The 13658-nt window shown below is 38.3% G+C and carries 12 protein-coding genes; 7 read left to right on the top strand and 5 right to left on the bottom strand.

All coding sequences use genetic code 11. The features are described 5' to 3' along the window. Window positions 1–126: 126 nt before the first annotated feature. From ASU31_RS20500 to ASU31_RS20490, 3 genes are read right to left on the bottom strand one after another with little or no spacing between them, the layout of a single operon-like run. The gene (locus tag ASU31_RS20500) at window positions 127–2574 is read right to left on the bottom strand and encodes a TonB-dependent receptor (RefSeq protein ID WP_057934140.1); all 2448 of its coding nucleotides are present in this window, start codon (window positions 2572–2574) and stop codon (window positions 127–129) included. 29 nt (window positions 2575–2603) lie between these two features. Then, window positions 2604–4538: a M56 family metallopeptidase gene (locus ASU31_RS20495; protein WP_057934139.1), complete on the bottom strand. Its 1935-nt coding sequence runs from the start codon at window positions 4536–4538 to the stop codon at window positions 2604–2606. A 32-nt stretch (window positions 4539–4570) separates the two neighbouring features. After that, window positions 4571–4960: a BlaI/MecI/CopY family transcriptional regulator gene (locus ASU31_RS20490; protein WP_029275844.1), complete on the bottom strand. Its 390-nt coding sequence runs from the start codon at window positions 4958–4960 to the stop codon at window positions 4571–4573. A gap of 341 nt (window positions 4961–5301) precedes the next feature. On the opposite strand from ASU31_RS20490, the gene ASU31_RS20485 reads away from it, so the two are divergent. From ASU31_RS20485 to ASU31_RS20460, 6 genes are all read left to right on the top strand, one after another. Then, entirely contained in the window at window positions 5302–5976 is a 675-nt protein-coding gene (locus tag ASU31_RS20485) for a hypothetical protein (protein WP_057934138.1), read from the top strand. 451 nt (window positions 5977–6427) lie between these two features. After that, a complete protein-coding gene (locus ASU31_RS20480; RefSeq protein ID WP_057934137.1) occupies window positions 6428–7492 on the top strand; it encodes a response regulator in 1065 nt (354 codons plus the stop codon). Window positions 7493–7921: 429 nt separating this feature from the next. Next, window positions 7922–8524 (top strand): cyclic nucleotide-binding domain-containing protein, encoded by a 603-nt coding sequence (locus tag ASU31_RS20475; RefSeq protein WP_057934136.1) that lies wholly within the window; start codon window positions 7922–7924, stop codon window positions 8522–8524. A 336-nt stretch (window positions 8525–8860) separates the two neighbouring features. Continuing rightward, entirely contained in the window at window positions 8861–9511 is a 651-nt protein-coding gene (locus tag ASU31_RS20470; RefSeq protein ID WP_057934135.1) for a FadR/GntR family transcriptional regulator, read from the top strand. Window positions 9512–9521: 10 nt separating this feature from the next. Further along, window positions 9522–10355, top strand: coding sequence for a sulfite exporter TauE/SafE family protein (locus ASU31_RS20465; protein WP_057934134.1), 834 nt, complete (start codon window positions 9522–9524; stop codon window positions 10353–10355). Between the two features lie 11 nt (window positions 10356–10366). Further along, window positions 10367–10768 (top strand): DUF1634 domain-containing protein, encoded by a 402-nt coding sequence (locus tag ASU31_RS20460; RefSeq protein ID WP_057934133.1) that lies wholly within the window; start codon window positions 10367–10369, stop codon window positions 10766–10768. A gap of 92 nt (window positions 10769–10860) precedes the next feature. Here ASU31_RS20460 and ASU31_RS20455 read toward each other — a convergent pair whose 3' ends face one another. Continuing rightward, a complete protein-coding gene (locus ASU31_RS20455) occupies window positions 10861–11715 on the bottom strand; it encodes an NAD(P)-dependent oxidoreductase (protein ID WP_057934158.1) in 855 nt (284 codons plus the stop codon). Between the two features lie 171 nt (window positions 11716–11886). Here ASU31_RS20455 and ASU31_RS20450 point away from each other — a divergent pair, with 171 nt between their 5' ends. Beyond that, the gene (locus ASU31_RS20450; protein WP_057934132.1) at window positions 11887–12990 is read left to right on the top strand and encodes a DNA alkylation repair protein; all 1104 of its coding nucleotides are present in this window, start codon (window positions 11887–11889) and stop codon (window positions 12988–12990) included. On the opposite strand, the gene ASU31_RS20445 is transcribed toward ASU31_RS20450, so the two are convergent. After that, complete coding sequence (locus ASU31_RS20445) at window positions 12979–13437, bottom strand: NUDIX hydrolase (RefSeq protein ID WP_057934131.1); 459 nt, start codon at window positions 13435–13437, stop codon at window positions 12979–12981. The genes ASU31_RS20450 and ASU31_RS20445 overlap by 12 nt on opposite strands. Between the last annotated feature and the right edge of the window lie 221 nt (window positions 13438–13658).

Raw genomic sequence — 13658 nt, 5'->3', positions numbered from 1 at the left:
GGAATTAAGCAAAGGGCGGGACTAGCGGAACCGAAGCACTACAGACACTGCTTTCCAAAAAAAATGGTCAACGCTATAGATCCCTCCATTTCGCTTCGCTTTCAGTTGGGATGACGAATTGTTCCATTAATTCTTCACCCTATTCTTTTCTGCATCTGCACCAGAAGATTCGTGTTTAGCCGGCGAAGAAAAAGCTTTACCAAGACGATAACTATAACTCAAAACAAAGTTTCTCGAATCTTGCTTGTTTTTCCAATTGGCTTCAGTTGCAGCAAGATTGTTAATTACGCCATTAAATATCCGGTCTCTGAAAATATCATTTGCAGTTAATTTCAAAGTGCTTTTTGCAGAGAGCTTTTTCTGTACTGCTGCACCAAACTCATGCACCGAACCCAGTAAAAACTGAACATTTGACAACTTACTCTGGTAACTCATATTTACCTCAGCATTCCACGTAGGGCTGATTTTAAATTGCACATTCGGGTTTGTTCTAAAGTAACTGCCATTGGTAACCAAAAAACCGGTATAGAAATCGGTTTTTGAAACTATTTTAGCAAACTCCATATAGGCATTTAATTTTGCCCATTTCGTGAGGTCGATCTCTGCATTTACCGAAACATTGGCCACTCTTGTTTTGCCCACATTTGCTGGCCTGCTGTAATAGGTGCCATTTAAAATTTCGATGGTTTCGTTCACCTCGTCCCGCACCCAACTGTAACCAAAAGTTGTGGTAATCTTACTTTTATAAGTATGCGACAGTTCGATACTTTGCGTAAAAGAAGGTTTTAAAAAAGGATTGCCAACATAATAAGTAAACTTATCCAAAGGAGAAAAGAATGGATTGAGGTCCTGATAATACGGACGATCGATCCTTCTCCCATAGTTCAGTCCAAGTTGATTGTTTCCGGCAGTATCGAGTTTATAGGAGAAGTAAAGCGTTGGAAATAAACTGTTATAGGTTCTTTTAAAACTCGAATCGGGTTTGATCAGATTGCCTAATTGGTGCCCGTTAGAAACCGTGTTTTCATACCTTAAGCCAGCCTGGAGCGAAAACCGCTTCCCTTCCCTGCTCATATTCAGATAAACCGCATTGATATTCTCCTCATATAAAAAGTGATTGCTCTTTTCATAATCGGCACTGGTTTTCCCGTTTGCGGTATTAAAGTAATCGGCAATGTTATCGGTTTTGGTATAAGCGGTTTTAACTCCTGCATCCAGCTTCCACTTATTTTCCAGTGGATGTGAATAATCAGCTTTAGCGGTATAGATATCAATATTTGAAGGCAGGTTACCTGTTAAAATATCCTGGTATTTTAAGGCTCCACTGGGCAGATAACTGAAGTTGTAATAAGTTTGATCGGTTTGATTTCGATAAAGCAGATAATCCGCATCAAAGGTCAATTCTCGTCCTGCCTGCTTAAATTTGTGCCTGTAATTTAAATTTACACCCGCATTCTGATATTTGATCTGATCGATATTTTCAGCCCTGATTACCGAGTCTAACTGCATAGAAGCATTGGACAGATTACTGGTATTGTTGTTTACCTGTTTGGAAATCCGGTTCATTCCGGTAAGTACAATACCCCATGTGGTTTTCTCAGAAGCATAATAATCAAGTCCGGTTTTTAAATTAAAAGTATTGCCGTGCCTGCGGAAATAAGAATTCTGATTAAAGTAGGATTTGGCACTACCATCGTCATTTTTATATTTCCGGTTCAGATCGAGATCGGTAAAACTGTTGTTAAGGTTGTAGCTCAGGTTACCAAAAACGTTAATCTTATCCTTGCGGTAATTAAAGTTGAAACTGTTGTTCGAGCGACTTAACTCCCCCTGGTTCAAACTCAGGTTAATCCCTCCGTTAAACCCAGCGATTTTGGTTTTCTTGGTTTTGATATTAATTACCCCTCCGTTTCCTGCAGCATCATATTTAGCTGGTGGATTGGTCATCAGTTCAATCTGGTCAAGCGAAGAGGAAGGTAACGAACGCAGGTAATTATCCAGGTCGGCGCCCGATAAATAGGTTGGTTTATCATCAATGAAAATAGCCACACCACTCTTGCCTTTGAGCGAGATTACTCCATTCTGATCTACATTTACACCAGGCGATTTACTTAGCACATCCATTGCGGTTGTACCCGCATTCGAGATCAGAGCATCAACATTGACAACAGTACGGTCTATTTTCCGCTCTACGAAAGCCTTTTGGCCCGAAATATTTACCTCTTTCAAATTGGTCGCTCCAGCTTTGATCTTGATGTCGGCCAAATTGATAACAGCGCGATTGGCGGTTAAAACCAAGGTATCGGTTTGATAAATCGGCGAACCTACAACCGATACCTTGATGAGGTATTTTCCATAACTGAGCTTATCAAAACTAAACAGTCCATCCTTTTCGGTGAAAGTCGTTTTAAGCAACGCCGAATCTTTAAGCAGTGCAGCTGTGGCAAATTCTATATTTTTTCCATCGGCATCCAATACACGACCATAAATTCTGGATTGAGGAGTTTGAGCTTGAGCAAAGGTAAGGGCAATATTCATCCATACGGCTAAAAAAGCCATGAGCTTAAATTTCATGATGTGAATTGGGTTAGCGCTTTTAGAACTTAGTTTTTGTTGTTTTCGATCAGGAAATTATACATCAGCGAATGATTTTCGTTCTTCAAAAACCTTTGCTTGTATTTCTTCTGCACATCAGCATTTTGCTTAACGCCGTTTACAATTAAATCGTCTTTATTGAGCTTGTACGATAATTTATTGGTGCTGTTAATAATGCCGTCTTTCATCAATTCCTGATTGATTTCGTTGGTATAATCGTGTCCATCACCATTGGTTACGGTTTTCGAGGTAACCGTACGCTGCACACCTATTCTGGTACTTGTTTTTGGGTTATATACAGGGGGCGTTGGAGGCGTAGGTGGAGCTGGTGGATTGGTTGGAGCTGACGGAATTGAAGGCAACGGTGGTGCTGGCGGTACAGCATACGCTGCACGAGGTGCCCTTGGTGCTCTAGGCGGGCGCGGCGGACGTGGTGCTCTTGGTACACGTGGACCATCGCCACCTTTATTCTCTTGAACCCATTTAGCGTCTTCCTTTGCCCATTTATCAACTCCCTTTGTCCACTTGGCATCTTCTTTTGCCCATTTTGCGTCTTCCTTAGCTAATTTAGCATCTTCTTTAGCTAATTTCTCATCGGCGATACGGAGTTTTTCATCGGCTATTCTAGCTTTGGCGTCTTCTTCCCGCATTCTCTCATCCGCTACCGCCTTTCCAGCATCGTCTTTTCTGGCATGCTGATCAGCAATTCTCGCTTTTACATCTTCTGCTGTTTCGCGGCTTTTGCTTTTTTCGTTTAACTGTTTCAATTGACGATCCATTTTCGAATTGATTTCCTTTTCTAATTGATCGGCAGATTTTCCTTCAACAAGCTTAGACTTTTTAGCTGTATCCTGTAAAACTTGTATTGAAGTAGATATTTTTTTTCTGGTAACTGTTTTTGCACTGCCTACGCTTTTAAAGGCGGCACTGCAAACCACAACCGATACCAGGGCGATGGTTAATATTGTCTTTTCCATTTTGTTTAAAGTTGAATTGGTATTGAATAACATCCTGCTTGCTCTATGCAGCAGGCTACCTTTCTTACCCGTTATCGCCATGGCGTAAGCAGGTGCACGCTGCTTAAACTCCTGACAGAATACGAGGGCCTGAACGTAGTTTTTGCGATCGCTTACACAGGTAATGGCCAAATCATCACAGCAATGTTCGCGTTCTGTTTTTATTAATTGTGATACCCAAAGTACCGCTGGGTTAAAGAAGAAAACGATTTCGATAAAACTTTGTAATAGGTTTACCAGGTAATCTTTACGTTTAATATGCGCCAGTTCGTGAGAAAGAATAGCCTCAACTTCTGTATTTGACAAACCTGTAAGCAAACCTAATGGAATCAGGATTAAGGGTTTAAAATGCCCCACAACCATTGGCGCCTGCGCAATACCCGACTGCATAATTTTAACCGATTGATTTAAACCTAGTTTTTTGGCTAGCATAGCTAACTTTTCATCCCACTGTTTACCTGCAGCATAGGTTTTATGTTTACGCAAATGATATACACCATTTAAACCTACCATTAACTGAATGCTTTTCGCACATATAATCAAAAACCAGATCAGTACAATCTGATAAGCATATGCATTCCATAAAGAAAGAATTTTGTTCATTCCCGAATACACATCATGCTGAACGTTTGCAATTACGGGCTGATCGGTGGTCCCACCAGGGAGATTAATTACAACCTGATCAGTTATAGAACCTATAGGCTTTTGCAGTTCTTTGTAAAAGGTGAAGAATATGGCCACAACAAACAACGCTAAACATACAGTGAGTAGATTATAGCGCATTGCCGCACTTGCTTTTCGGGTAGTAAACATAACCAAACCAGCAAGCAAGGCCAATATTACCCCAAGCCATAGCGAATGGAACAAAGTAGCACCGAGGGCATGAAGCCAATTTTCAGGTAAAAGGTTAATTAACTTAAATTCCATCACTGTGGTTCTTTAGAATCTGTTATTATTAATTATTCCATGCTATCCAATAGCCGCTTAATCTCTTCTATTTCCTGTTTAGAGGTTTTTTCGTTACCCAGAAGCTGCATCATTAACTGCGAAGCAGATCCTTTATATAAGGTATTTACAAAACGGTCTAACAACTGCACTTTGGTTTTCTCTTCAGCCTCAACAGGAATATAAATGTGCTTCATTTGGCTTTCATCACGTTTTAATATTCCTTTTTCGGTTAAGATCTGCATCTGCTTTAAAGTTGAGGTATAATTCACCTCCCGTTGTTCGTTCAATTTATCGTTTACAAACCGAACTGTAGATGGCCCGAATTCCCATAATACCTGAAGAATTTCTAATTCAGCTTTGGTAGGTTCGGGCAGATTATTCTCAGTTTGATTACTTTTCATACCCTAAAGGTACGATTGTTTTCGTACGATACAAATATTATGTTTATTATTTTTTAAAAAAATAATTAAAGTGTTGATTTTTAACGAATTAAAAATTATTTGTTATTTAAAGACTAGACATGCAGGTATTAAATCTTTAGAATCAGGCAATTTTATTAATCCAACCGGATCTAGAAGTATAAGTAACTCAGGAATAGAAGGTGCTTTGACAACAATCATTAATCGCATTAATTCTTATCAATGGAAATAAGGTAATGCTTCAGCAAATTTGGAAATCAAAATCTATCCTATGTCGCATATTTTTGTTTTATGGTTACATTTTATCGCTTATAAAAATTAAGATGACAGATAAAATAAATTCCATTTATATTCTGTTCATCAAATATTTGATATTATCAGTGATTTACCTTGTGTTCTTGGCCATCTTTGGTGAATATTATTTTTTTATCAGGTTTAATATCGAGATCTTAAACCTTGATGGCGTTGCCGACCTCTTATTATCACAAAGAGGGCTTTCGTATTGGGAAAAATGCGCTTTTTTAATCTTTTTACCGTTTATCATTACCACAGGTTTTATCATTCACTACTGGATCTACGATATAACCAACCAGCTATTTACCAGAAATTTTGCCTTTCTGATCGGCGTATTGCCATTTACGTTTTTACCATTCCTCATTAGCTTTCAGGATACCAAGCTCTTAATGGTGTTGCTCGGCATCACCCTTTTTCTTTTATTGTTGTTATGGATTATTCTTTTTCATGTTAGGATGTTTCAGTTCAGCTATTTGTCATTTCATTTCTTCATCACTAGCTGCCTGATCACAACCATTGTTGTACTTGGAAGGATCGATCTGGAAGCACAGAATTGTTTAAACAACAAAAAAAACACAAATATCCTTAAAGACTTAAACTCCTCATCGGTAGATAACGGTGTTATTTTTATTGGCAATACAACATCTTTTGAGTTTTATTACTCACCTAATCAACAAAGAAGTATTATCCTCCCTAAAAACTAAAAAACGGTTATTTGAACTAATTCTTAGCATTCACCAGACTTTTTAATTAGTTGTTTTCACCATATTGATCACAATCAAACATGTATTTGACAATTATCAAGCCTTTTATCCATCATAATAACGATTTTTATTTGATATTTGTCCGTTAATCCCTATAAAAACCTTTAATAAATGCCTTTTCTAAAAATGCTTGTTAAAAAACTGTATCATTTTTTTAACAAAGCCTTCAGTATTATCTTCACTTCCGTCAAGATAGTTTTTCCACCCAGCGGCTGAAGTTTTTTGCTACCCCTTATTATTTCCAATTGTCTATCTTCTTTTCACGCAGACCATAATTTAGTCTATCGAAAAGCTTTAAATAACGTAACAACAAGGTCCGGAAATCAGGTTTAACGCCTGTTTTGCCAATCTAAAGGAAACTATTGCCTTCAGGATTAAACATAAAATTTAAATGGAGGGATCTAAAATCTTGATTATACTTGAGGATTTCGATCTAAGGATAAAAATCACCGAAATACTAACAATCGGGAAATACAATGTAAAATCAACAAATAGCGGTAAGCAAGCGATCGACATTATCAGAAAAAGTCCGGTAGATGTAATTATTTCGGAGGTAAATGTAGCTGAAATGGACGGAATTGGGGTATTGCGTGTTGTTAATAAATTTATGGAAACTGCGGGCATCAGTTTTATTATGGTATTGAACAATCAGGATTATGACCTTGCCCGCAGAGTGATGGAATTGGGCGCAGATGGCTACCTCATGACTCCTTTTGATGATGGCGAGCTGCTTAATCATGTAGAGGTAAGGCTCAGAAAAAAAAGGCTTCAACATGAATTATTTTTAAAACGGCATACTCAATTAAAGAATATTTATAAAAGCGGCGATGAATTATCCTGGTTAAGATCAAGATTTGAAGATTATTTGCCCAGATCTTTTAAAAAAAACCAGGTTCTTTATTATAGGGGTGAGAGACGATCGCTCGGATTACATTACATTTTATCAGGAAAGATAAAAACCTATGTAGCCGATTCTGCCGGCAACATATTTATCACTGGCATTTATGGCCCGCATGAATATTTCGGACTTCAGGGCGCACTACTAGGTACTGAAAATAAGGAAATTGCAGAAGCCATCGATAGTGTTGAAATACTGACCATCCCTTATACAGATCTCCAGACTTTAATTACAGACTACCCAGACATGTTCAGCTTTTTTGCTAAAGCGCTTGCCAATGGCTTGAACAACCGTGATGAAAAGTTACTGAATATCGCCTATTACTCTGTAAGGAAGAGGATAGCAAAAGCAATTATTGAACTGACTAAACTAAACCACGAGTCTGCAGAGAATAATAGATTTATGCTTCCCAGATATGATCTGGCATCCTTGATAGGCATTGCAACCGAAACCCTGAGCAGGGTGCTTGGAGATTTCACCAAAGAGGGCTTAATTGAAAAAGACGGTAATAATATTATCATACTGAATATGAATGCTTTGAAAACGATGAAAAATTAGCATACGCTTATCTGGAATATCCAGCTGAAAACTTATCATTCTCCCCACATTGCTACCTAGTTTTAGCGATGAGTAAGATCAAGATAAGTCTTGATCAAAATCAGAGGAAAATTAATTTTTAATATAGAATTTAGTTGTAGCCGATTTTAAGTGGGGTTAGCATAATACTAAAGCGATAGCCGCACACGAAAATACTAAATCGATTTAGATGGTGTGAAGGCATTTAAAAAGCTAATGCTTCGGGTGGACAGATAGTTTCTAACTGATTATCCTCCCAACAACACGTTGCAGTGCCATTGAAACCTGATAAGAAACCTACCCTATTAATTTGGGCATGAATCTGAGCTTTGGGCATGATCAGTTTGTAAATGCAATTTACTTAATAAAAAAACAAATTAATATGTTAACCTCAAAACTTAATTAATCAACATGGAAGTAAACTACATCAAATATTTTTTAAAGGTATTTCTTCCATTGTTAGATCGGAAGAAAGATAGAGCAGCTATTCGTTTTATGTACAGACATACGGCCTTTCTCAGTATCCGCAAAGGAGAAACGCTTTTTAAACCAAACAGCTCAGCTGCCAACGGTAAGATTATACTTGTAGCAGATGGCCTGGTTAATGGCTATTTGGTAAATGAAGAGGCAGAGCAGGCCAATATATGGTTGGGCACAAGAGGTAGTGTGTATATCCGGAATGGTTTTAAACAAACAGACGGGAACTTCAATCTTTTTGCCATAAAGGATACTATCGTTTTTTTGATAGACCAAACTGAACTGGAGGAAGGCTGCACATGGTATCCTGTTCTTGATTCATTATTTAATGTTTATTTTCTCCAAACTGCCATATCTGATGTAAACAATAGAAACATCTTATTTAGACTGCAGAATACCGAAAACAGAATATCGTTATTTAAACGTATTTATCCTGGACTATTTGACCAAATCCCCACTGACTTGCTTCTCTCCTATCTTGATATTGATTTAAGCTTAACACCTAAGCAAAACTTGCAAATAAATAGTTATATATAGCAAGGATGTACTTACTAATTTCTAAGATCACGTATTAAAAAGAGCAATTTCTCTGTTAGGCAATCACAAAAATGCTGTTGAATAATGCAGGATATAAACCGCATCTATTCAACAGCGGGTCTAATTAAAATACCATCATTCATTAATCATCACGAATAATATCTCCTGATAGCATTTTCATTAAATACAACCTATTTCTTGACCTTATCGATCTGAAACTTGGCCAGAAAGTAAGTACCAGATTAACCCTATTTCAAAATAAAATGATGCTGATCATACACAAAACATACGATGTTTAAATAAAACATCGTATGTTTGTACCGTAGATTCAAAACTATGAAACAGGAGAATAAGCTTTTCGAGCAGATAGCAGTTAAAATCCGTCAGGATATTAAAGAAGAAAAATTTAAAGTGGGCGAAAAAATTCCATCAGAGCCTGCGCTAATGGAGTTATATGGCGTTGGCCGCTCTACCATTAGGGAAGCAATAAAATCGCTAACCTTATCAGGAATCCTCACCGTTCAGCAAGGTTCCGGAACAAAAGTTAATGCCGCCCCTGCCGAGCCCATCGAGCAGCGTTTACGCAGTTCCGATTTTGAAGAAATTAATCAGGTTAGGGCATTGCTGGAACAGGAAATTGTGCGTTTAGCTACGCAAAACAGAAGCGATGCCGATTTAAAAGCCATTGGCGAAGCACTTGAAAAACGAAAACTGGCCATCAAAAACGAGTCGAGAACAGCGTGTGCCAATGCGGATATCGAATTTCATCTCGCCATTGCACTGGCATCCGGAAACCGTGTATTAAGTGATCTTTATGAAAGCTTCACCGTAATTATCCGCGATTTTTTTGCCAAACGTGCACCTTCTGGTATTGCCCATTTTGCGATGAGCCATCATTTACACCAGTCATTATTTGATGCCATAAATAAAAGGAGTGCTGATGCTGCCCGCGAAATCACCACAACTATATTGAACAACAATCATTAAATATAAAATCATGTCAATTTTAACTTTTACCCTGATCTTAATACTCGGGGCCTACCTTGCAGGCCTTGTAGGCTCGTTAACCGGACTCGGTGGCGGGGTAGTCGTAATTCCTTTGCTTACGCTCGTTTTTCATGTCGATATCCGTTATGCCATTGGTGCTGCCCTGCTGGCTTCCATCGCCAATTCATCGGGTGCGGCAAGTGCTTATATTAAAGAAGGTATTACCAACATCAGGCTGGGTATGTTTTTAGAAATAGCCACCACCGTTGGCGCTGTAATAGGTGCGTTAATTGCGATATATACACCAACTAATACCATTGCCATTCTTTTTGGTACTGTACTTCTATTTTCTGCTGCAATGACCTTAAGAAAAAAGAACCAGGAAGCCTTAACCGAAGGCAGCAGGTTATCTGCAATACTGAAACTTAATAGCAGTTACCCCACCCAAACTGGCACCATTGAATATAAACTCAAAAACGTTGGGGCAGGCTTTTCGATTATGACGGTAGCAGGTGTAATGTCGGGCTTGTTGGGTATCGGCTCCGGTGCTTTAAAAGTACTGGCAATGGATACGGCAATGAAAATACCCTTTAAAGTAAGTACAACCACCAGTAATTTTATGATTGGTGTTACCGCAGCAGCTAGTGCTGTAGTTTATCTGCAGCGCGGATATATGGATCCAGGAATTGCATTCCCGGTAGTACTTGGTGTATTGGGAGGAGCATTTACAGGTGCAAAATTATTAACAAAGATTAATCCTTCAACCTTAAGGATTATTTTCTGTATTGCCATCACCTTCGTTGCACTCGAAATGATCTACAATGGTTACCATCACAAATTTTAAGTTAAAAACAAATGAAAAATATCATCTCAACACATCTTATACAAGACCGCGATGTCGAAAAAATCGTGGGCAAACTATTGAGGTTTGGTGTAATCACGGCTAGCCTGGTTGTTTTATTGGGCGGCATACTTTTCTTGGTACAAAGTGGAGCGCAAGGCCGACCTGATTACCACATCTTTAAAGGCGAAGAAAACGACTTCATCACTTTCGACGGTATTTTTATGGGGCTTTTTACGTTTAAACCAATGGCCATTATACAGTTTGGAGTATTGCTTTTAATCATCACCCCAATTATGCGCATTGTATTCTCGCTGTTTTCTTTTATACTAGAAAAGGATAAACTTTATGTCGTAATTACCTTAATTGTATTGGCAATTATTCTAGGCAGCACTTTTGGCGGATTAAAAATATAGCTCTACTATTGCAATCTATCAGAATAGCTGAAAATGCATCATTTAAAATGGTATTTTCAGCTATGATCCTTATTGATTGTTACAGCAATTTTTTATCCCTTAAGCTGTTTAACAACTGCAATAATATCCTCTTCTCCATATTTTGAAGCAGCCGCTTCGAAAGTATTCAGTGCTGTTTTAGCCAATGGCGATGAAATACCCTCTTCTTTTGCCAGGTTCAAATCCTTTACAATATGTTTAAGGGCGAAAGCAGCTTTGTAATGATCCGCAATAATAGCATCACCTTTAATTTTGGTAAAAATATTACCAATGGCTGCATTATTGATCAATTCTAACAAATCGCCAGTTTTAATCCCTTGTTCATTAGCAAACAAAACGGTTTCGGCCAACCCTTGTGCATATAAAGCCAAAAGCGAATTGATGGCCAGTTTTGCGCTGTTGCCCGCACCATTTCCGCCAACAAGTTTGGCAAGCTTGCCCATTTTTTCGAGGATAGGTTTTACCTGGTTAAAAGCAGCCTCTTCACCACCAACCATAATAACCAACTGACCGGTTTCTGCCTGCTTTACACTCCCTGAAACTGGTGCATCTAAATAAAGGTTGCCTTTTGCTTTACACAGCGTTGCCATTTCTTTTGAAATTGAAGGAGAAACCGTGCTCATATTGATAATGATCTTACCGGAAGTTTCTCCACTAAAAAGACCTTCTTCTCCCTTAAAAATATGTTCTATTGCAGCATCATCAGAAACCATAATAATTACCACATCAGTAGCTACAATTAGCGCTTTAGGTGTTTCAGCGATAGATGCACCCATTTCTTTCAACGAAGCTTCCTTGCCCTTGCTCCTGTTATAAACTGTAACTGTATAATCTGCTTTTATCAATTGCTCTACCATCGGGATACCCATATTCCCTAGCCCGATCCAACCTATTTTTGTTGTATTCATTTCGTTATTTTTATAATAAACAAATGTGCCAAAGAAAAAGCTGAAATTCTTAAACACTACGTAAAAATGATAGGATGAAATAATTATTTGAAGAAGTATTATAAAAAATACTAATATTTTTAGTAAATTAGCTGCATTAAAATAAAATACCACTCTGTAATTACCAATAATATGGCCAGCCCGCTTAAAGATCTATATTCTCCTTCATTTTACGATAGATTAGCCCACGCATTAACGGTTACCGTTCCAGGTTTCGACAAAGGAAAATTTATCGAAAAGATTTTCACTACTGACTTTGAATCAAAAGAGCTAAAAGAGCGGATGAAACATACCTCGAAGGTATTACACGGTTTTTTACCCAAAGATTACCCTCAAACGATAGCGCTGATTAAAAAGATAATAGCACAATTAAGGATTCAGGGTGTTGGAGAAGATGGCCTGGCTTATATGTTCCTTCCTGACTACATTGAAACTTATGGGATTGATGATTTCGAAGGCTCCGTTGAAGCACTCGAATTTGTTACGCAGTTTGTAAGCTGCGAATTTGCGGTTCGTCCTTTCATTTTAAAATACGAAAATGAGATGATTTTAAAGATGCAGCAATGGTCGCTGCACGAAAGCCATAAAGTGAGAAGGCTCGCCAGCGAAGGCAGTCGCCCGCGCTTACCCTGGGCCATGGCTATTCCCTTTCTTAAAAAAGATCCTACATCTATTTTACCTATACTGGAAAAACTTAAAACAGATCCGTCTGAATACGTAAGGCGGAGCGTTGCCAATAGCTTAAACGATATTGCAAAAGATCATCCTCAGGTTGTTTTAAATGTGGCTAAAAACTGGTCGGGTTTGAGTGCCGAAACAGATGCCATTATTAAACATGGCAGCCGTACATTACTTAAACAAGGCCATGCCGATATCCTTAAACATTATGGCTTAGATGATGCAGGAATTTTATTAAAAGATTTCAAAATCTTAACGCCTCAGATCAAAATTGGCGAAAGTCTGGAGTTTTCGTTTTCTATTCTGAACGAAAATCCTTCCGACCAAAAAGTCAGGTTGGAATACGCCATTTACTATAAAAAGCAAAACGGCCAAAACACCAAAAAAGTGTATAAAATTTCTGAACGGATTTATCCTGCAGGTGCAGCAGTAAACATTATCCGCAAGCAAAAATTCGTGTTGATTACTACACGTAAATTTCATCTGGGTGATCATCAGATTTCGATGATCATCAACGGTGCTGAAAAGGAAATTTCACACTTCGAATTAACGGCTTAGTTTGGATTTTAATTCATCAAGCAAAGCGATCTGCCTTTCATTAATGTATTTAACAGCATTGGAGTAAACGAACCACTGCGCTTTATCTATTTCGGCGAAACTTTGCTTTTTACCCGATTGTGGCGGCCATTCTATTTCGAAGGTATTGCTAACAATTGTTGAAGGATCAAGATCTCCTTCTAATGCCCAGCACAGCACTTTTTTACCTCCCTTTTGTACAATAGGAGTCAATTCAATAAAATCGCCGGTTAAGCTTTGACTCGTTTCCTCTTTAAATTCGCGGATTGCAGCCGTTAAAGCTTCTTCACTTTCATTTAATTCTCCTTTGGGCACTGTCCAAAAACCGAGATCTTTTTTGGCAAAGAACGGTCCGCCCGGATGAACCAGAAAAAATTCCAACTGCTGATCTTTTCTTCTGAAGAGCAATATTCCGGCACTTTGTTTCATAAGGGTAAGATATGCATTGTATTCGAAGAAAATGCTATCTCGTAAATATGGTTGTCATCCTGAGCCTGTCGAAGGACTAGATTAAATAGCTTTGGCAGGGCGTTCCGACAAACTCAACGTAACAATGCCAATAGAATTTAACTTTTTGATCCAGCCTCTTCTTATCAAAACAAAAGCAGCCAGGTTTTTTAAATCCTGGCTGCTTTATATAATCTGGTATG

The sequence above is a fragment of the Pedobacter ginsenosidimutans genome (assembly GCF_001442625.1).
Taxonomy (GTDB): domain Bacteria; phylum Bacteroidota; class Bacteroidia; order Sphingobacteriales; family Sphingobacteriaceae; genus Pedobacter; species Pedobacter ginsenosidimutans.
Note: the sequence above shows the minus strand (reverse complement) of the source record. Positions and strands in the feature narration are given on the sequence as shown.

Bases quoted from the DNA above. Each gene is read 5' to 3' on its own strand.
- ASU31_RS20465 (WP_057934134.1), top strand. From the start codon at position 9,522: ATGTCAATTTTAACTTTTACCCTGATCTTAATACTCGGGGCCTACCTT.
- ASU31_RS20470 (WP_057934135.1), top strand. From the start codon at position 8,861: ATGAAACAGGAGAATAAGCTTTTCGAGCAGATAGCAGTTAAAATCCGT.
- ASU31_RS20475 (WP_057934136.1), top strand. From the start codon at position 7,922: ATGGAAGTAAACTACATCAAATATTTTTTAAAGGTATTTCTTCCATTG.
- ASU31_RS20495 (WP_057934139.1), bottom strand. From the start codon at position 4,538: ATGGAATTTAAGTTAATTAACCTTTTACCTGAAAATTGGCTTCATGCC.
- ASU31_RS20490 (WP_029275844.1), bottom strand. From the start codon at position 4,960: ATGAAAAGTAATCAAACTGAGAATAATCTGCCCGAACCTACCAAAGCT.
- ASU31_RS20445 (WP_057934131.1), bottom strand. From the start codon at position 13,437: ATGAAACAAAGTGCCGGAATATTGCTCTTCAGAAGAAAAGATCAGCAG.
- ASU31_RS20460 (WP_057934133.1), top strand. From the start codon at position 10,367: ATGAAAAATATCATCTCAACACATCTTATACAAGACCGCGATGTCGAA.
- ASU31_RS20500 (WP_057934140.1), bottom strand. From the start codon at position 2,574: ATGAAATTTAAGCTCATGGCTTTTTTAGCCGTATGGATGAATATTGCC.
- ASU31_RS20450 (WP_057934132.1), top strand. From the start codon at position 11,887: ATGGCCAGCCCGCTTAAAGATCTATATTCTCCTTCATTTTACGATAGA.
- ASU31_RS20480 (WP_057934137.1), top strand. From the start codon at position 6,428: ATGGAGGGATCTAAAATCTTGATTATACTTGAGGATTTCGATCTAAGG.
- ASU31_RS20455 (WP_057934158.1), bottom strand. From the start codon at position 11,715: ATGAATACAACAAAAATAGGTTGGATCGGGCTAGGGAATATGGGTATC.
- ASU31_RS20485 (WP_057934138.1), top strand. From the start codon at position 5,302: ATGACAGATAAAATAAATTCCATTTATATTCTGTTCATCAAATATTTG.